Here is an 18,904-nt window from a genome sequence, read left to right on the forward strand (position 1 = left end):
TTTCCTTGCGCGGTCTCTGAATGTCTTACCCCTCCCACAAGCGAGAGGGCGCGCAGAGAATAAAGATCGTCGCGACACGATTGCCATACGAGATTTCCCATTTGTGAATCGGCATAGGGGACGGACGTTAGGCCGTACACGCTGGGCGCGAAATGCAAACGCCGCGCGTTCTCGCGAACGCGCGGCGTTTTCAATCGCTTCGACTCGGACGAATCAGAAATCCGTCGTCATCGACAACAGCACCGTGCGCGGCGCGCCCTGCGTCAGATAACCACCGATCGTCGATGACCAGTACGACTTGTTCGCCACGTTCAGCACGCTCGCGCGGAACGTCGTCGGCTTGCCGAACAGCACGGTCGCATAACGCGCGCCGAGGTCGAAGCGATCCCATGCGGGAATCGACAGCGTGTTCGTCACGTTCAGATACTGCGAGCCCGTGTGGATCCAGCGCGCCGTCAGCGTGAGGCCGTTGAGCACCGGCACATCGTATTCCGCGTTGACGTTGAACATCATCGTCGGCACGCCGATCGGCTTGTTACCGTCCGTCGAGCCCGTGCCCGTGTCGTACTGCGTCGCGTGGATGTACGTCGCGCCCGCGATCAGGCGCACGCCGTGCACCGGCTCGCCGTAGATCGACGCTTCCAGCCCGCGATTACGCTGCGTGCCGTCCGCGACGAAGATGTTCGAGCTGTTGACGAAAGTCAGCGGCTTCTCGATCTGGAACGCCGCGAACGACGCGCCGTACTGGCCGTTGTCGTACTTCGCGCCGACTTCCCATTGCTTCGACTTCGCGGGCGGCAACTGCTCGCCGAAGTTCGCCGCGGTGTTGGGCGCCGTATCGCCGATCGTCAGCGCTTCGCTGTGATTCGCGAACAGCGCGACGTTCTGCATCGGCTTGACGACGAGACCGAAGACCGGCGTCGTGATCGAATCGTTGTAGGCCTGCGTCTGGACGCCGGCGTAGCTGTAGCCATTGGTCAGCAGTTCCTGATGGCGCGCGCCGATGGTGAACAGCACGCGATCGTTCAGGAAGCCGAGCGTGTCGGAGATCGACACGCTGCGCATCAGGTTGAGCGTCACCGTCTGCGGATCGGAGAGATTGCCGCCCGTCAGGATGGTCGCCGGATACGGCACTTGCGGCGTGTCGTAGATGCTGGTCGGGAACGAGCTGCTGAAGGTGAACGCCGACTTCGAATCGACACGCACGATCGACGCGCCCGCCGTCACGAAGTGTGACACCGGCCCAGTGTTGAAGTGGCCGCGCACGCCCGCTTCGGCGGAAGTGCCGTCTTCCTTGTGCGGTACGCCGAGGCGCGTCGCGGTGGTCGTGCCGTTGGCCTGGATGCTCGGCGACGAATACTCGCCGTGCTCGTCGGTGTGGCGCGCGCCGCCCGTGATGTAGGCCGTCCAGCCCGGCAGGAAATCATACTCGGCGCGCAGGATGCCGACGGTATCCTCGATCGAGCTGAAGCTCCAGGTCTGACCGTAGTTGTACGTCGCCGAAGGCGGCTCCGGAATGAAGTTAGCGAAGTCGTTGACGGTCGGACGGCCGCCGTTGATGCGCTGGCGCTGATACAGGAAATCGGCGTAGAGACGCAGCTTGTCGCCGCGCCAGTCGAGCGAGACGGCCGTGGTGTTGTCGCGGCGATGTTCGCCGTCGACGCTCGATTCGCCGTCGTGATTCGCCTGATTCACGCGGATGCCGAACTGCCCTTCGCTGCCGAAGCGCCGGCCGATATCGATATGCGCGCCGATCTCGCCCGATGCCGAGCCTTCGAGCGTCACGCGCGTGAGCGGCTTGTCGTCGGCGCGCTTGAGTTGCAGGTTCAGGCCGCCGCCCACCGCCGAGCCGTTGGGCGACGCGCCGTTCAGAAACGCATTCGCGCCCTTGAACAGATCGACGCGCTCGAGCGCGTCGGTCGCGACGAGCTGGCGCGGCGTGATGCCGTACAGGCCGTTGAGCGAGACATCGTCGCCCTGCAACTGGAAGCCGCGGATGACGTAGGTTTCCGCGAAATTGCCGAAAGCGTACGCAGTCCGAACCGACGGATCGTTCGCGAGGACATCGGCGAGGGTGCGCGCCTGCTGGTCTTCGATCAGCTTCGACGTGTACGTCGTCATGCTGAACGGCACGTCGAGCATCTTCTGCTGGCCGAGCACGCCGAAATCGGCGCCGCGCGCGACCTGGCCACCCGCGAAGGTCGGCGCGAGGTCGCCGGGCAAGGCATCCTTCGACGCCTGAACCTTGACGGCCGGCAACGCGCTTTCCTGCGGCGCGGCCGCGCTGGTGTTGCCGGAGTCGGTCGATTGCGCGTGGGCGGACAGGGAGAAGACCATCGCGACGGCAACGGCGATAACGGCGCGATGAGACAGCGCCTGCGCAGGCGCGGCCTGCGAGCGGGACGAACGGGAAGCGGACATGGATACGGAAACTACGAGGTTGGTCGGTCTTCCGTCCCGGGGCGTGACTGGAATCCGGGCGGCATTGTTCTGAGTCGCAAGACCGGTCGCGGCTAGCGCGGGACGGGCGAGACTAGTTATGCGCGGATTATAAGTGAAATAAGAGTCGTTATCATTCAAGAAGCAAAGGATTTGCGCGAACGCAACATCCCACCCCTTCAGGGTGTTCCTGTCGAGCTTTATTCGAGCGAATTACGCACGATTCGCCGGTGTCGTCAAGACGTCACCGAGCCGCTGCGCGCAGTGCGCGCGTTCGCCGCGGCTGCCGAATGGCGTCGCGCCGCGCGCTTTCTGAACCAGATGATAAGGCCGGTCGCGCTCAGAATCGCGACCGCGACGCCCACCGCGCTCACGAGAATGCGCCCGCCCAGCCCGACGATGCGTCCCGAATGCAGCGGAAACTGCGCCTGCATGAAGATGTCGCCGGCCGAGCCGCGGCCCGGAATCGACGAGCCCGCGAGCGCGCCGGTCTGGCCGTTGTAGTAGAGCCAGGCGTTGCCGAGACCCATGTCGCCGTGGTCGCGGCCGGGCGCGAAGAAGCCGACGCCGTACGCCTTGAACATCGGCGCGAAATAGAGCGCGCCCATCGGCTCGGTGAGGTTTTCGCGCTTCGCGTCGCGGGCGGCGGCTGCGAGAATCTGCTCGCGCGTGGCGAGCGGCTTTCCCGGCGGGCCGGCGCGCACGAGTTCGGCGTTGTCTAGAAACGAGGGCGAGAGCTTCGAGAAGATCGAGACAACCGGGCGCATCACGGGTTCGGCGAGATTCATCGAGATCGACGTGAGCGCCATCACGAGCAGCAAGCCCCAGATCCACACGCCGCCCGAGCGATGCAAATCGAACGTGAGCGCGTAGCCGCCGCGCTTCACGCGAAACGCGAACGACTTGCGCCACGCCTTCACGCTCGGGAACGACAGAATCAGCGCGATGCCGCTATCGAAAAACCACAGCATGCCGACGATGCCGATCAGCCACGTGCCGATATCGAAGCCGCCGACGATCGGCAGATGCAGCGTGTAGTGCAGCTTGTAGAGAAACGGCATCAGGTCGATGCGCGCGAGCGACAGCGCGCCCCACATGCGCTGCGCCTGAACCTGCCCCGTCGCGGGATCGACGGCGATCTGGTTGTAGGCGACATCGTACGGCGCGTTGGTCGCCGGGTTGGTGCGCGGCATCACCATCATCTGCGCGGTGTGTCCCGGCTCGAAGCCGAGCGGCATATACGTCACTTCGACGCGCGGATCGGCCGCCTCGACGCGTCGCGCGAGTTCGAGCGGCGGCAGCGCGGGGCCGTCGGTGCGCGCGTGGAAGAACGCCGGATTGAGGATCTCGTCGATTTCGTGATCCCACGCGATGATCGCGCCGGTGAGCCCCGAGACGAACAGAAAGAGCGCGGTCGCGACGCCGAGCCAGCGATGCAGGCGAACCAGAACCGGTCTCATGCCCGCGAACCCTCGGAGCGATAGTCGTGCGCGACAGCGATCATCTTTTGATGCGATGTAAATAGGAATTGTTCGCATTTTATCGATGTTGCCCCGGGCGCACAAGGTTTTCGTAAGCTGCTTACCGATTTTTTGTCGTCAATCGGCAAAGACAATGAAGCGAAAGTCTACAAAAGCGCAAGGTTTTGAGGCAGAATGCCGTCGCTCGAAATGCGAACGATTCGCATTTAAAAAACTATCCATCGACGACGGAAAGACCATGAAATCAGCGACGCGCGGCCGCGCATTCCCGGCCACACCGGCCATGAAGCCTTCGACACTGGCGGCGCTGCTGCTCTTCGCGACAGCGCAGACCGCGATGGCCCAAGGCACGGAAGGCACGCCGGAAGCGTCGCTGCCCGCGATTTCGGTCAGCGCGTCGCAGGACACGCTGCAGCATTTGCGCGATGACGTCGCGAGCGGCGCGCTCGGCTCGCGCACGCAACTGGAAACGCCCTTCTCGACGACCATCGTCACTGGCGAGGAGCTCGCCGACCGCCAGGCCAACAAGCTCGGCGACGTCTTCGCGCAGGACGCGTCCGTGTCCGACAACAGCAATCCGTACAACGCGTGGGCCAGCTACATCACCGTGCGCGGCATGCAGCTCGACTGGCAGAACGGCTTCAAGATCGACGGCCAGCCGTTCAACGGCTACGGCATCACGATGCCCTACGAGCAGCTCGAAAGCGTCGAGCTGCTCAAAGGCTTGTCGGGTTTCATGTACGGCTTCGGCGCGCCGGGCGGCGTCGTGAACTATGTGACGAAGAAGCCGCCCGCGACCGACAGGCAGATCGCGAGCGTCGATGTCGGCTATCGTTCGACGTCCGTGTGGACGGAGCATCTCGATCTCGGCGGGCGCGTCGGGCCGGACAGCATGTTCGGCTATCGCTTCAACGCGACGCACGAGGAAGGCAAGACCTACAACGACGGCAACGTGCGGCGCGACTCCTTCTCGCTCGCCGCCGACGCGCGCCTGACGCGCGATCTCACCGCGACCTTCGGCGCGCTGTATCAGGAGCGGCATGCGTCGGGCATCACGACGGCAATCTCGACCGCGCAATACACAGGCACCGCGCTGCCCGCGACGCTCTCCGGCGGCAGCAGCACGCTCCAGACGCCCGACCAGCATCTGAACACGAACCTGCAGATCTACACGGCCGGTCTGCACTACAACCTGAGTCCCGACTGGACCCTCTCGGCGACGTACAGCTTCAGCAAGAGCACGCGTTATCGCAATGAAGGCACGTGGTATCTGCTCGATCAGGCCGGCGACTACAACGACTATCGCTTCGAAGGCAAGGAAGGGCATCAGCTCAACACGTTCCAGGTGATGGCAGAAGGTCTCGTGAAGACCGGCCCGCTCAGGCATCAGCTCGTGTTCGGCGCGGCGTACCAGAAGCAGACCAGCGACAACGGCGCGAACCCGTTCTTTGGGCAGATCGGCACGGGCAATCTCTATGAGCCGAACGTAAACCGCTACGACAGTCAGGGCTTCTACACCTACCGCGCCGCCGACGTTACGCAAAAGGCGCTCTTCGCGAGCGACACGATCGCGCTCACCGAGCGCTGGTCCGTGCTCGGCGGCGTGCGCTACACGAACTACGAACAGCACGGCTACGGCCTCGACGGCAGCACAGCGTCGACCTATTCGCAGAACGGCGTTCTCACGCCGACCGTCGCGCTGATGTACAAGCTCACGCCCGGCACGACGCTCTATGCCAGCTATGTCGAATCACTGGAGGCGGGCAACGTCGTCGGCGACACGTATGCGAATGCCGGCCAGTTGCTCAAGCCGCTGCGCAGCAAGCAATACGAGGTCGGCGTGAAGAGCCAGAACTCGCGCTGGAGCGCGACGGCCGCGCTGTTCCGCATCGAGCGCGGCGCGCAATATGCGAACAGCGACAATGTGTTCGTCGAGGACGGCGAGTCCATTTTCCAGGGCGCCGAAGCGGGCTTGGACGTGCGCCTCGGCAACAACTGGACGGTCGGCGGCGATCTGATGTGGATCGCGACGCACTACGAAAAAGGCTCGACGAACAACGGCAATCGCGTGGCGGGCGCGCCGGGATTCGTCGCGGCGGCGCACGTGAATTACGCGGTGCCCGTCGTGCCGGGACTCTCGCTCGGCGCCGACGCGAAGTTCACCGGCAACACGAGCCTGAGTCCCTCCGGCGACATCAAGGTGCCGGGCTATCTGGTCATGAATCTCGGCGCGACTTACACGACGCGCATCGCCGGACATAACGTCGGCTTGCGCGCGGCGATCGACAACCTGACGAATCGCCGCTACTGGGAATTCCAATATGCCGACTACATTCAGCCGGGCGAGCCGCGCACGCTGTCGCTCAACGCGCGCGTCGAATTCTGATTCCCGGTGCGTCGACATACTTTGAAATAACTCGCACGAAACGCCCGCCCCTTATGCCACAAGGCTTTGCGGGCGGGCCGTGACATTTCATGAAATAGTTTGTGCGTGGTTTTTAACCGGGCCGATCGCCACAATGGGTTCATTCGCAACCACCCACCAAGGCGAACCGTCATGGAACTGGAACTGCTCGGAAAAATCTCGATGTATGTGATGGGCATCGTGCTCGCCGCGTCGATGATCGAAGCTGTCGTGCTGCACTTCAAGTACAAAGGCACCGAAAAGGCTTTCGACTGGCACGAGACCTGGATCTCGCTCGTCGATCTCGTCGGCCGCAAGCTGCTCGCATTCCTGCCGATCTCGCTCGCGACGCCGGTCTTCAACTTCGCGTGGGAACATCGCATCCACACGGTCACGACGAACACCGCGCTGACGATCTTCCTGCTCTTCATCGGACAGGAGTTCTGCTACTACTGGTATCACCGCGCGTCGCACACGATCCGCTTCTTCTGGGCGAATCACGCGGTCCATCACTCGCCGAACCAGTTGACGCTGTCGTCCGCGTACCGTCTCGGCTGGCTGACCAAGATCGCCGGTTCGGCCATCTTCTTCACCCCGCTCGTGTGGTTCGGCGTGAAACCGGATGTGGTGCTCGCGGTCGTGTCGATCAACCTGCTCTACCAGTTCTGGCTGCATGCGACGTGGATTCCGAAGCTCGGCTGGCTCGAATATGTGTTCAACACGCCGTCGGCGCACCGTGTGCACCATGCGTCGAACGAGATCTATCTCGATGCGAACTTCGGCGGCGTGCTGGTTATCTTCGACCGTCTGTTTGGCACCTACGTGGAAGAACGCGCTGACGAGCCCTGCCGCTACGGTCTGACGACGCCGGTGACTTCGCATAACCCGGTCGTCGTCGAAATGGAACACTGGGTCAGTCTCGTGAAGGACATGTTCAACGCGAAGAGCGTGTCGGATGCGGTCGGCTTCCTGCTGCGTCCTCCGGGCTGGCTGCCGAACGGCGAAGGGCAGACGACCGAAGAATTGCAAAAGCGCGCCAAGGCGATCGAACAACAACCGGCCCACGTCGGCCACTAACGAGCGCATCGAAGCGGTACCTTCGAACCCCGATGACCGGCATCGGGGTTTTTTTATTTCTTGCGACGGATCGTCGCCGCCGCGACGCCCGCCGCGGCGAACGCGCACGCGGCGGACAGCAACGCGACGGCGTGCAACGCATCGGCGATGGCATCGGCTTGCGCGCGGGCGAGCGGCGTCGATGACGCGGCAGGCGGCGCCTGTACTTCGAGAGACAGCGCGCCCGGATGCGGCAGATGCAGTTGATCGAGCCGCGCCGACAACGCCGCGTCGTGCGACCACACGAACACGATGCCGAGCACCGCGATCGCCAGCAGACTCGCCACGCGCGCGACCGCGTTGTTGATCCCGGACGCGACGCCCGCGCGCTCGCCCGGCACCGACGCCATCACGGTCGTGGTCAGCGGCGCGACCGTGATCGTCAGCCCAATCCCGAGCACGATGAGCGCGGGCAAAAAACCCGCCCAGTAGCCGCGCGCGGCGAACGGCAGCGCGAGCATCGCGAAACCGAGCCCGGCGACGCACGGCCCGGCGACGAGCAACGCCCGCGCGCCGAAGCGCCCCGTCAATCCGCCCGTGAAACGCGACAGCACGCCGATGATGAGCGGCATCGGCAGCACCGCCGCGCCGGCTTCGGTCGCGCTGTAACCGTACGCGCGAATCAGCGTGAACGGCAGGAAGAACAGCACGCCGCCGAGCCCGAAATAAAGCAGCAGCGTAACGAGATTCGCGCCGGTGAAATCGCGCGAACGGAAGATGTCGAGCGGGATCATCGGATCGCGGGATTTCGTTTCGATCGCGATGAACGCGGCAAGCAGCGCGATGCCCGCGCCGATCATGCCCAGCACCAGCGGATCGGCGAAGCCGCGCGACGGCGCTTCCGTGAGACCGTACGTGAGCGCCGCGAGGCCCGCCGCGGTGCAGGCCGCGCCGGGCCAGTCGAGGGTTTGTGGCGCGTCGGCGTCGTGGCTGTCGGGCACGGACACCAGCGCCAGCACGATCGTCGCGGCGGCGAGCGGCAGATTGAGGAAGAAGATCGCGCGCCAGGAAAACGCATCGACGAGCCAGCCGCCCGCCGCCGGTCCGACCGACGACGTGATCGCGCCGACGCCCGCCCACGTGCCGATCGCGCGTCCGCGTGCCTCGCCCTCGAACACCGCGCCGATGATCGCGAGGCTGCCCGGCACCAGCAGCGCCGCGCCGACGCCCTGCAGCGCGCGCGCCGCGATCAGCCAGCGCATGCCCGGCGCGAAGCCGCACGCCGCCGACGCCACCGTGAAGATCGCGACGCCCGCGATGAACACCTTGCGCCGGCCGAGCTTGTCGCCCATCGAACCGCCGACCAGCACCAGCGCGCCGAGCAGCAGCAGATACGCGTTGACGACCCACTGCATCGCCGCGATGCTCGCGCCGAGTTCGCTCTGTATCGCGGGCAATGCGACGTTGACGACGGAGCCGTCGATGAACGCCATGCTCGAACCGAGAATCGTCGCCGCCAGCGCGAGGCGCTTGCGCCGGCACGGCTCGCCGGCCGCGACGGGTTGCGCGCGAATGACGAGTTCGTCGCACGGGCTCGCTTGCGATGCGACGGCGTGCGCGTGGGGCTGGATGTCGAGGTGTCGGCTGGCCAAGGTCGCGTCCGGATGTTCACGTAAAGGCCCAAGTAAAGGCCAATCGTCGCCGTATGTCCACGCCGGCAACGTGGTTGGCAAGCTCAAATGATAATGGTTATCATTAAGCATCCCGAGTACGCAGGCTTTCGGTCGACGCAAAGGGCGATGGAACAGGAGCCTTCGCCATGCATCAGCAGATTGCAGACTTTGTATCGCCGACGTCCGACACGCCCAGCCTGTCCCTGTGGGAAACCGCGATGCGCCAGGCCGTGAAAGCCGAGCGCGACCGGCAAACCGCGCTGTCGCTCGCCGGTTACGAGCGCGCGCTGTCGATCGCGCAACGCCTGATCGACGCACCGCCCGCGGGCCGCGCCGACGATTGCCTCGCCGCGCTCGTGGTCTCGCATCACAACCTCGCCGATCTTCGCGTCGCCCAGGGTGACCCGAACGCGGCCGCCCCGCTTCTGTGCCGCGTCCATGAAACGCTGATCGCGCTGTCGCTCGACGCCGCGCGGCCCGCGTCGCTGCGGCAGGCCGCCCTGCATCACAGCCGCGAAACGTATGTCGCCCTGATTCGCCACATCGCGCGACACGGGCCGCATCCGCTCATCAACTGCGCCATCGCCGGCGGCGACGCCGCGCTCAATGGCGCAAGTCCCGCGCGTCATTGAGCGCTTCCATCGATACGACAAGGAGATTTCCGATGCCCTACAGCCTGCCTCCCCTGCCCTATGCATTCGATGCGCTCGAACCGCACATCGACGCCCGCACGATGGAAGTGCATCACACGAAGCATCACCAGACCTACGTGAACAACCTGAATGCGGCGCTGGAGAAGTCGGATCATCGGGACGTGGCGGTCGAAACGCTCATCGCGAGAATCGACGCGCTGCCCGAAGCGCTCCGTGCGCCCGTGCGCAACAACGGCGGCGGACACGCGAACCACAGCCTCTTCTGGACGATCATGTCGCCCGACGGCGGCGGGGCGCCGGACGGCGATCTGGCCGCTGCGATCGATCAGGATCTCGGCGGTTTCGACGCCTTCAAGGACGCGTTCACCAAAGCCGCGTTGACGCGCTTCGGCAGCGGCTGGGCGTGGCTCAACGTCGACAGGCAAGGCAAGCTCGCGATCGAAAGCACCGGCAACCAGGACAGTCCGCTGATGACGGACATCGCGTCGGGGAACACGCCGATTCTCGGGCTCGATGTCTGGGAGCACGCCTATTATCTGAAGTATGAAAACCGCCGGCCGGAGTACATCGCGGCGTTCTACAACGTGATCAACTGGCCGGAAGTGTCGCGCCGCTACGCGACGGCGCGCGGCGCATAAGCAGTAGTCTCAGGAGACGCGCGCAGCCGGGGCGAGTAAGCTAGGCGATTCCGCTGGCATCGAGATGACGTCATGAGTCGAACCGATGGGATTGCGCAAAGCCGATGGCTCGCCGATGCACGCGAAGAAATCGCCGCGGCGCTTCGCACCTCCGATGAAGCATGGCTTCACGACATGAGCATGCGCTGGGGCTGCCGCCTTGCGATGCTCGTCGCCGATTTCAGCGTGCGCGTGATGCTGCATCAAGAAGGCATCGTCATGAAGATCGAGCCGCCGATGGATCCCGTCGGCGGTCTCATCGACTGCGACGACGGCACGCCGGATTCGCTCGCCCGCGCCGCGTGGATCAAGCTGTCGAAACTGGAGGAGCACGCCACCGCGGTGCTGGAGGCGAGCGCGCTCGTTCAGGGCGACGCGCAATGCGACGCCTGCCGCGAGACTATTCTTGCGTGGCGCCGGATGCTCATCGCGGCGAACGAGTGGCCGCGCGAAGAGGCGGACCCTTTCATCAGCCACGCATGCCGCCCGATCCTGAAGGCGCTGCTGAATCTGGCATCGTGCGCAACCGGCGGGAATCCGTTCGAACTTGCCCGCGAAGGCCATTACGAGGACGCGTGGCGCGAGTTCGAAAACTTCTGCGCGAACGAGCGTGCGCGTCCCGTGACTGAATGGGGCCGCAAATATCGCCATCGGCAAGATCGCGAATTCGCACGGCCGCAGGTTTCCCGCGCGTATGACGCCGGCACGGAAGGCATCCGCCTGGCGTGATTCGTCAGGCGTGGCGCCCGGCCATCACGCCGCCATCGACCGGAAGCACGGTGCCCGTGATCCACGCGGCCTGCGGCGATGCGAGGAACAGGATTGCTTCGGCGACGTCGCGGGGCTGGCCATTGCGCCCGAGCGGATGAAACGCGTTGAAGGCGGGCAGCGTGTCCTTCACTTGCGCGTCGGTCATGAAGGTGTTGTAGACCGGCGTCTCGACGACCCCCGGCGCAACCGTATTGATGCGGATGTTCGACACCGCCAGTTCGATGGCGAGATTGCGCGTCAGCGCGTGCACGCCAGCATTCGCCGCCGAATACGCCGCTGATGGTGTCGCGCCGATCGCCTGCAGCGCCCAGAGCGAACCCGTCTGCACGATCGCGCCTGAACCGCGTTGTAGCATCGCCTTCGCGGCCGCCTGCGCCATGAAGAATTTGCCCTTGAGAATGATGTTCAGGAATCCGTCGTATTCCGACTCGTTCATGTCGAGGAACGCCTTCGGCCGAAAGATGCCGGCGTTGTTGATCAGAATATCGACGCCGCCGAAGGCGCTCGTCGCCATGTCGACGAGCGCCGTGGCAGTGGCGGGCAGCGCGATGTCGCCAGCAAGAAAGCGCACACGCGCGCCGGTCGGATCGATATCGGCGGCGGCCCGACGCAGCTTCGCTTCGTCGCGCCCGCCGATCACCACAGACTTGGAAGAAAAACTTGTACTCATGATGTTCCAGAAAAGATTCGATGAAGGCAATTCTCCGCACCGTCATCCACATCGGCAAATGAGATATTCTGTCCGCCTCGGATAGAAATTCTTTGCGACATGAAATCCCCCGTTTATCTGAACGCGATGCGCGCGTTCGAGGCGAGCGCGCGGCATCAGAGCTTCTCCGCCGCAGCCGAAGAACTGAGCGTGACACCGGCGGCGGTCGGTCAACTCGTGCGCGGTCTGGAGGAATGGCTTGGTACGGCGCTCTTCGTTCGCAGCAGCGCAGGCCGCGCGCGGCTGGTGCCGAACGAGATCGCCGAACGCGCGCTGCCCGATATCCGCGCAGGCTTGGATCGACTGTCGCTCGGGCTCGAACGCCTGAAGGAAGCATCGTCGAGTGGCGTGCTGACGGTGACCGTCAGCCCCGCGTTCGCCGCCAAATGGCTATTGCCGCGTATCGAACGTTTCCAGTCGGCGTGCCCGGATACCGACGTGCGCCTCGACACGAGCCTGAAGCTGCTGGACTTTCAGGCTCAACGTATCGATATCGGTGTGCGCTATGGTGCGGGAACGTGGCCTGGGCTCGCCGCCGAGAAGTTGATGGACGAGGAAATCTATCCCGTCTGCTCGCCGCGACTGGCGCTACTGAAGAAGCGGCCGAAGTGGCGCGAGCCGCGCGAACTCGCGCGCGAAACGCTGATCCACGATCTTTCCGTGGATAGTGAAGCGGGTTTCGCGTCATGGAGCGCGTGGTTCGCGAATGCCGGCGTGCAGAAGGCATCGGTCCAGCGCGGATTGAAGATCAATAATTCCGCAGCGGTGCTGCAAGCGGCCATCGACGGACAGGGTATCGCGCTCGCACGCAGCGTGATGGCGCGCGACGACATCTCCGCAGGCCGCCTGATCCGGCTCTTTCCGGAGGTCTCGTTCACATCGCCGCTGGCGTATTACGTGGTGTACCGTCCGGAGGGCGCGAGTCTGCGACGGCTCGCCGCGTTCCGCGACTGGCTCATGCGCGAAGCACGCGCGTCTGGCTCGCGTTGAAGGACAGCGTTCAGAAACGATGCCGCAATCCGACCGTCGCCTCGACCTGATTGTTCGTCGAAGAAGGCGCGGTGAGGCCGTTGATCCACGCCGCGCCCAATGGCGATCCGCTGCTCGCGCTCACGCCCTGCCACACGCCTTGCACATAGACATCGGTGCGCCGCGTGAAGCTGTAGCCGGCCATCGCGCTGACCTGGTTCCAATGCGGATTGCCGCCGCCCGCGAGTCCGCCCGCGCGCGTGTACGTGTAGGCGGCGGAAAGTTCGACGGCCGGTGTCAACGCATAACGCAGGTTGCCTTCGAAGTTCTGGAAGTGCGTGCTGAGGCCGGACTGGAACAACTGCGTCAGATTCGTTTGCGTATAGACGAGGCCTGCCACGGCCGGACCGAACGCATAGTTCACACCCGCGCCCCACGTCTGCTGACGGCTCGACAGCGCGCCCAGCGGCACGGCATTCGACGTGAGCACGCCCGCGAGCGATGAACCCGACGTATCGGTGACGGCGCCATTCGTGTTGAGCTGTCCCGCTGTTGCGGCGTCGCTGTTGAGTTGCATGAAGCCCGCGCCAAAATTCAGCGGTCCCCACATATACGACATGCCGAGGCTATATGCACGATTGTTCGAAAAGCCGCCGGCCTGATTGGAAAAGCCATACAGCGCGCCGAGCTTGAATCCCGCGAAATCCGGGCTTTGATACTTCACGGCGTTATTGATCTGAAACGAATCGTTGAGATTGTCGATATCGAACGGATGCGCGAAGTGGGTGCCGCCATACTGCGTGCCGGTCAACGAAAGCGGCGCGACGAAATCGACCATGTCGTCGGTCTGACGGCCGAACGTCAGCGTGCCGAATTCACGGCTCGACAAGCCCACATACGCCTGCCGGTTGAAGATGCGATTGCTCGACGTGTACTGTCCGTTGTTCACGTTGAAGCCGCTCTCCAGATTGAAGATGGCTTTCAGCCCGCCGCCGAGATCCTCGGCGCCGCGCAAGCCCCAGCGGCTGTACTCGACGGGGCCGCTTTTCAGCTCCCAGTTACTATGCCCGGCGCCCGTCGTGTTGATCTGGTTGTTCGTGTAAGTGACGCCCGCGTCGATCAAGCCATAGAGCGTGACGCTGCTCTGCGCATGCGCCGCGCCCGAGAGCGTGACCATTGCCGCCGCACCGGTTACCAGCAACTTGTTCATTTGCCTGGGCTCCATCGATGTCGGGATAAAACGCGGGATGCTTCATCCACTTTATGCGACGGCATCGGCGACCGGCAAGCGCAAAGTATGAATGTTCAGAAGTCGTGGCGTACGGAGAACGTCACACCCTTTTCGTGCTCATGATTCGCGCCAAGCTGCGGATTGGCGGAGAAATGCCATTCGTCTTCTCCGTTCGTGAGGTCGTCGCGCGGCTTCATCGGTGCGGGGACGGAAGTCGGTGAAGGCGGCTGCGGAGAAAGCCGGGCGAGCTGCCCGAGGTCCGGATGAATGCTCTTTTCGTATCTGGACAGCGTGATCGCGTCCAGCGCGTCGATCGTGCTTTTGAAGAGATATCGAGGATGACGAGGCTTCGCCGAATGGACGCCAGCAGTCGAGACGATAGCCGGAGAGGGGAAGAACAGCCAGTCCGCCGCGACTCGCTGAAATGGAATCAGGCGCGTTTGTTCATTGGCTGATGCGAAGCTGCCGACAAGAAAAACCACGATGCCGGCGACCCAAAATCTCTGGATTTGGCGTGTCATCGAATGCCCGCGAGGACGCTACTGTCGGGCAGAGCCCGGCGTTCTTAAAGCATTTTAATTCATTTGCCGATGTATTACCGAGCGATGACATTTCACGCGACATTGGCTCTGCCAATCGAATCGAGCAGAAGGATTGTGCAGGAAATCGAAATAGAAGCCGCGCCGACGCGCGGCCCCGTTCGCGACGAATCAGAAATCGCTCCTCACCGCCAGCATCACATTGCGCCGGTCCCCGAACACGCTATAGAAGTTCCCCGGCGGCCGCAGGTAATACTCGCGATCGAAGATATTGTTCAGTTGCAGCGATGCTTCGACGTGCTTGTTGAAGCGATACCCGATCTGCGCATTGAAGATCGCATACGCGCCCTGCTCCACGCCGCGCGAAATGCGCGTCTGCGCCAGCATGCCGCCGCCGACCGACACGCCGCTCAACATGCCCTGCGAGAAGCGATAGTTGGTCCACAGCTTGAACAGATGCTTCGGGTCCGTGCCGTCCGTGAGGTTGGGCGTGTCGTTGTCGTAGTGAACGTTGAGATAGGTGTAGCCCGCGAACATATTCCAGTTCGGCAGCGGCTGTCCGGCGATCTCCACTTCGAAGCCCTGATCGCGCGACTTGCCGCCGGGAATCGCGCCGGTCGCATGATCGGGATCGCTGATCGCGCGATTGTTGTCGTTGATGCGAAACGCCGCGACCGTCGCCGACAAACGGTCGTTCAGGAAGCTGCCCTTCAGGCCCGCTTCGTACTGCTCGCCGGTGCGCGGCCCGAGGCCGATGCCCGTGTACGTCACCGCGGTCTGCGCCGCGACGAACTTCGAGTAGTTCGCATAGGCCGTGAGCCACGGCACGATGTCGTACACGATGCCCGCCGAGGGCAGGAAGCGATGATTCAACTGCGCCTGCGTGCTCCAGTCGCTCGCGTCCGGAATGAAGGTTTGCCCCTGTTGCTGATAGAAGTCGAGACGCGCGCCGAGCACGAGCGTGAGCGGCTTCGCCAGACGCACGCGCGCCTGCGTGTAGAAGCCGTATTGTTCCGTGCGATTGTTCGCGCCATAGGTGAACGGCACGTCGACGTGCGGCACCGCGTTGGGATCGAAGAGGCTGAAGAGGCCGTTCGGAAACGGCCCGTCGACCGCAGCGAAGCCCGACTGCTGCGTGTTCGTCATCAGCGAATAGTTCATGCCGAACGTGAGCGTGTGGGTCTGCCCGAAAAGCTGCACCGGGCCGGACACATTGGTGTCCGCGCCGAACCAGTCGTAGGTGTTGCGCTGACGCTGGTCGCCGTAGAAGGTGAGGCCGTCGGCCGTGGCGCCGGGCCCCGCATACGCGTAGTCGCCCTTGACCAGCTGGTGACGATAGAAAAGATTCGTCTGCGACTTCCACCCGTTCTCGAAGCGATGCACGAGGTTCGCGTTGACCTCCTGCGTCGACGTATAGCCGTAGTTCCAGCTCGGCGAGAAGTTCTGCGCGTACGAGCTGGGCACCCGTCCGACCAGCGCGGTCTGATCCTCGTTGACGACACCGGGCGCGCCGTAGTCGAGGCCGTTGATCGGATTCACCTGATAGCCGGCGGAAAGCGAAAGCGTGGTGCGCGGATCGAAGTCGTAATCGAGCGCGGCGTACGCCATCACTTCCTTCTCGCGCTTGCGGTCGATCGACTGCAACGCATCGCTGCCGACGATCACCGCGCGTCCGCGCAAGGTGCCCTCCTTGTTGAGCGGCCCGGTGACATCGACCATCTGGCGCACGCTGCCGAACGAACCGATCTGCGTATCGGTCGCCACATGGAACTGGTCCTGCGGACGCTTGCGCACGAGATTCACGGTGCCGCCCGGATCGCCCGCGCCGTCCATCACGCCGGACGGCCCGCGCAGCACTTCGACGCGGTCGTACATCGCGAGATCGAACTGTTGCAGGTATTGCAGTCCGCCCACGATCGACACGCCGTCGAACTGGATGCCGAGCATGTTGCCGCGCGCCTTGAAGTACGCGGTACCGTCGCCGTAATCGACGGCCTGCACGCCGGTGACGTAGAGCAGCGCGTCTTCGAGCGTGGTCATGTTCTGATCGTCCATGCGCTGGCGCGTCAGCACGGACACGGAGCCCGGAATCTCTTTGATGGTCTGCTCGGTCTTGCCCGCGACCGTCGCGACTTTCGCGCGATACGAGTCGCTGCCCTCGGTGAGCGCATCCGGCTGCGCGCTCACGACGACGGGCGGCAGCGCATTGCCCGACGGCGCTTCCGTCTGCGCGCGCACGAGATTCGGCCACACGGCGACGAGCGCGATGGCGAGCGGCGTCAGCGCTCCGATTCCCGCGCGGGATGTGCGCCGCGCGCCCGGCTGGTCTGTCCTCTTGTTCATTGCGTTGAACCCACTGTTGTTAAAGGCTTGAGCGGCATCCGTCCGACACCGGCGGATGTCCGTACTTTTTGGGGGAACGGTGTTTGTCATGTCGCGCGCTGCTCTGGCGCGCCTGGATCACGGAATCGCACTGGCGAATCAGGCTTCTCGCTATAATGAGAATCATTCCTGATTGGATCGCCGATATGGCGCTCAGCCGCTACAGGCAAGGAGCATAGCGGTTCAGTTTCCTGAAAGGCCGACATCGAATAACGAATTCTGGACAAAATGACGTCATTTCCCGCTATCGGGCGATTCACACTTCTGCGGCCGCGATGAAGGAATTCCTGCTCAATCGCTACCCCGCGACGCGCGAGCCGCTGCCTCGGCAAGTCGTGGCGTCCGTGCTGCATTACCGTCACGGCGAACGTGCGACGTGGCATCAGCATCAGCACGGGCAGCTCGTGTTCGCGCTGCGCGGCGTCGTGCGCGCGCTCACGCCCGCGCGCACCTGGACGCTGCCGCAGTCGCGCGCGCTATGGCTGCCGTCGGATGTGGATCACGAACTGCACGCGGTCGGCGACGCCGATCTGTGCAACGTCTACATCGAGCCGGGCGCGTTTCCGTGGACGTGGCGCGAACCGGCGATCATCGCCGCGACCACCTTGCTGCGCGAACTCGCGCTCGCCTTGAGCGCCGATGGCTGGGAATACGCGACGGGCAGCCGTGCCGCCTTGTCCGCGCCGCTTTTGATGAAAGTGCTCGCCGATTCAGCCGCGCTGCAGGAGCCGGGCGTGCCGCTGCCGCGCGACGCGCGCCTCCTGAAGATCTGCGAGCACATGATGAACACGCCGGCATCAGAGCAGACGCTCGATTTCTGGGGCGAGCAATTCGGCGCGAGCGGCCGCACGCTCGCGCGCCGCTTCAAGCTCGAAACGGGATTGACGTTCGGCGCGTGGCGTCAGCAGATGCGGGTATCGGAAGCGCTGACGCGTCTGGCGCTGGGGCAGACGGTCGCGCGCGTATCGGCGGATCTGGGCTACAGCACGGCGAGCGCGTTCATCGCGATGTTCCGGCAGGTGACCGGCGAGTCGCCGCAGCGTTACCTTGCGAGCAAGTGACGCCGTGTCATCCGCCAGCGCCGCTCAGTACGACGCGTCGAAAGAATTGCGCGAGAACGTCTTCGGCGAACTGCGCCGGCACCGATTGCGGGTCCGACGAATAGAAGAACTGCACGCCGTCGCACAGCGCGATGAGCCCGAGCGCCATCTGTTCCGGCGGCATCGTGAGCGGCGTGCCCGCGCGCTCGGAAAATGCCTTGATGTAGTCGGTGGTGGTCTGCCTGAGTTCGCGCATCAGCGCATTGAAGCTCGCGCGAAAGCCCGGATCGCGGCTCGCGTGCAGTTTCGCTTCGACCCACAGCAGAAAGCACGCATTGTTCTGGTAGCACTCGCTGTAGTACTGCAGCACGCGCGCTTCCATGTCGGCGCGCGAGGCCTCGCCGTCCTCGAACAGGGTGGACAGGCGCTGCATGATGGTGTCGTGATCGCGCTTGAGCACGTCGAGCAGCAACTCGGCCTTGCTCGAAAAGTTCGAATAGAACGCGCCGCGCGTATAGCCCGCGTCGGCGGCCACATCTTCCACGCTCGACGCGCCGAATCCCTTTTTGATGAATACCGCCTGCGCAGCGTCGAGCAGACGCTGACGCGTCTGGTCACGGCTCTGCTCGCGGGTAAGACGTACTGGTTTCATGTGCCAAAGTGTAGCATCGGCGGGCTTACAAATCCGTCTTTGCATTCAGATACAACTGTGTATTAGAATGCACTTCGTATTCTCTTCCGGGTCGTCGAACCCCTTGCCGGACGGGGCTTTCAGGTCAGTGCAATGACCGCCCCGCCCAAGCTCGCTTCTCGACGATGTTCGCCGGACACTCCTTTCTCTTGCTTCGCCCATGAGCGGCGCGCCGCGGTTCCAAGGCGC

15 protein-coding genes are annotated in these 18,904 nt (G+C 63.9%); 7 read left to right on the forward strand and 8 right to left on the reverse strand.

The features are described 5' to 3' along the window. Positions 1 to 213: 213 nt before the first annotated feature. Together AWB80_RS14955 and AWB80_RS14960 are read right to left on the reverse strand one after the other, a co-directional pair. On the reverse strand, positions 214 to 2,421 hold the full coding sequence (locus tag AWB80_RS14955) for a TonB-dependent receptor (RefSeq protein WP_061175436.1): 2,208 nt from the start codon (positions 2,419 to 2,421) through the stop codon (positions 214 to 216). A gap of 254 nt (positions 2,422 to 2,675) precedes the next feature. Next, positions 2,676 to 3,899, reverse strand: coding sequence for a PepSY-associated TM helix domain-containing protein (locus tag AWB80_RS14960; RefSeq protein WP_061175437.1), 1,224 nt, complete (start codon positions 3,897 to 3,899; stop codon positions 2,676 to 2,678). Positions 3,900 to 4,158: 259 nt separating this feature from the next. On the opposite strand from AWB80_RS14960, the gene AWB80_RS14965 reads away from it, so the two are divergent. Continuing rightward, complete coding sequence (locus AWB80_RS14965; RefSeq protein WP_061175438.1) at positions 4,159 to 6,306, forward strand: TonB-dependent siderophore receptor; 2,148 nt, start codon at positions 4,159 to 4,161, stop codon at positions 6,304 to 6,306. A 171-nt stretch (positions 6,307 to 6,477) separates the two neighbouring features. After that, positions 6,478 to 7,401: a sterol desaturase family protein gene (locus tag AWB80_RS14970; protein WP_208635649.1), complete on the forward strand. Its 924-nt coding sequence runs from the start codon at positions 6,478 to 6,480 to the stop codon at positions 7,399 to 7,401. 53 nt (positions 7,402 to 7,454) lie between these two features. Here the strand turns inward: AWB80_RS14970 and AWB80_RS14975 are convergent, their stop codons facing one another. Continuing rightward, positions 7,455 to 9,032, reverse strand: coding sequence for an MFS transporter (locus AWB80_RS14975; protein WP_061175439.1), 1,578 nt, complete (start codon positions 9,030 to 9,032; stop codon positions 7,455 to 7,457). Between the two features lie 167 nt (positions 9,033 to 9,199). Here AWB80_RS14975 and AWB80_RS14980 point away from each other — a divergent pair, with 167 nt between their 5' ends. The 3 genes from AWB80_RS14980 to AWB80_RS14990 all read left to right on the forward strand — a co-directional run bounded on the left by AWB80_RS14980 (position 9,200) and on the right by AWB80_RS14990 (position 11,112). Beyond that, positions 9,200 to 9,685 carry a hypothetical protein gene (locus AWB80_RS14980; RefSeq protein WP_061175440.1) on the forward strand — a complete coding sequence of 162 codons (486 nt, stop codon included), beginning with the start codon at positions 9,200 to 9,202 and terminating at the stop codon, positions 9,683 to 9,685. A 32-nt stretch (positions 9,686 to 9,717) separates the two neighbouring features. Next, positions 9,718 to 10,344, forward strand: coding sequence for a superoxide dismutase (locus AWB80_RS14985; protein WP_061175441.1), 627 nt, complete (start codon positions 9,718 to 9,720; stop codon positions 10,342 to 10,344). Positions 10,345 to 10,416: 72 nt separating this feature from the next. Then, entirely contained in the window at positions 10,417 to 11,112 is a 696-nt protein-coding gene (locus AWB80_RS14990) for a hypothetical protein (RefSeq protein ID WP_061175442.1), read from the forward strand. Positions 11,113 to 11,116: 4 nt separating this feature from the next. On the opposite strand, the gene AWB80_RS14995 is transcribed toward AWB80_RS14990, so the two are convergent. Continuing rightward, positions 11,117 to 11,824 carry an SDR family NAD(P)-dependent oxidoreductase gene (locus tag AWB80_RS14995; RefSeq protein WP_087131297.1) on the reverse strand — a complete coding sequence of 236 codons (708 nt, stop codon included), beginning with the start codon at positions 11,822 to 11,824 and terminating at the stop codon, positions 11,117 to 11,119. 99 nt (positions 11,825 to 11,923) lie between these two features. On the opposite strand from AWB80_RS14995, the gene gcvA reads away from it, so the two are divergent. Then, positions 11,924 to 12,853: a transcriptional regulator GcvA gene (gene gcvA, locus AWB80_RS15000; RefSeq protein WP_061175444.1), complete on the forward strand. Its 930-nt coding sequence runs from the start codon at positions 11,924 to 11,926 to the stop codon at positions 12,851 to 12,853. 10 nt (positions 12,854 to 12,863) lie between these two features. Here the strand turns inward: gcvA and AWB80_RS15005 are convergent, their stop codons facing one another. From AWB80_RS15005 to AWB80_RS15015, 3 genes are all read right to left on the reverse strand, one after another. Continuing rightward, positions 12,864 to 14,042, reverse strand: a complete 1,179-nt coding sequence (locus AWB80_RS15005; protein ID WP_061175445.1) for a porin — start codon at positions 14,040 to 14,042, stop codon at positions 12,864 to 12,866. Between the two features lie 95 nt (positions 14,043 to 14,137). Then, a complete protein-coding gene (locus tag AWB80_RS15010; RefSeq protein WP_244206513.1) occupies positions 14,138 to 14,584 on the reverse strand; it encodes a hypothetical protein in 447 nt (148 codons plus the stop codon). Between the two features lie 189 nt (positions 14,585 to 14,773). Then, a complete protein-coding gene (locus AWB80_RS15015) occupies positions 14,774 to 16,945 on the reverse strand; it encodes a TonB-dependent siderophore receptor (RefSeq protein ID WP_061175447.1) in 2,172 nt (723 codons plus the stop codon). A 314-nt stretch (positions 16,946 to 17,259) separates the two neighbouring features. On the opposite strand from AWB80_RS15015, the gene AWB80_RS15020 reads away from it, so the two are divergent. Beyond that, entirely contained in the window at positions 17,260 to 18,045 is a 786-nt protein-coding gene (locus AWB80_RS15020; protein ID WP_061175448.1) for an AraC family transcriptional regulator, read from the forward strand. Between the two features lie 7 nt (positions 18,046 to 18,052). Here the strand turns inward: AWB80_RS15020 and AWB80_RS15025 are convergent, their stop codons facing one another. Continuing rightward, positions 18,053 to 18,676: a TetR/AcrR family transcriptional regulator gene (locus AWB80_RS15025; protein WP_061175449.1), complete on the reverse strand. Its 624-nt coding sequence runs from the start codon at positions 18,674 to 18,676 to the stop codon at positions 18,053 to 18,055. Positions 18,677 to 18,904 lie beyond the last annotated feature (228 nt).

Source organism: Caballeronia pedi (assembly GCF_001544915.2).
GTDB lineage: Bacteria > Pseudomonadota > Gammaproteobacteria > Burkholderiales > Burkholderiaceae > Caballeronia > Caballeronia pedi.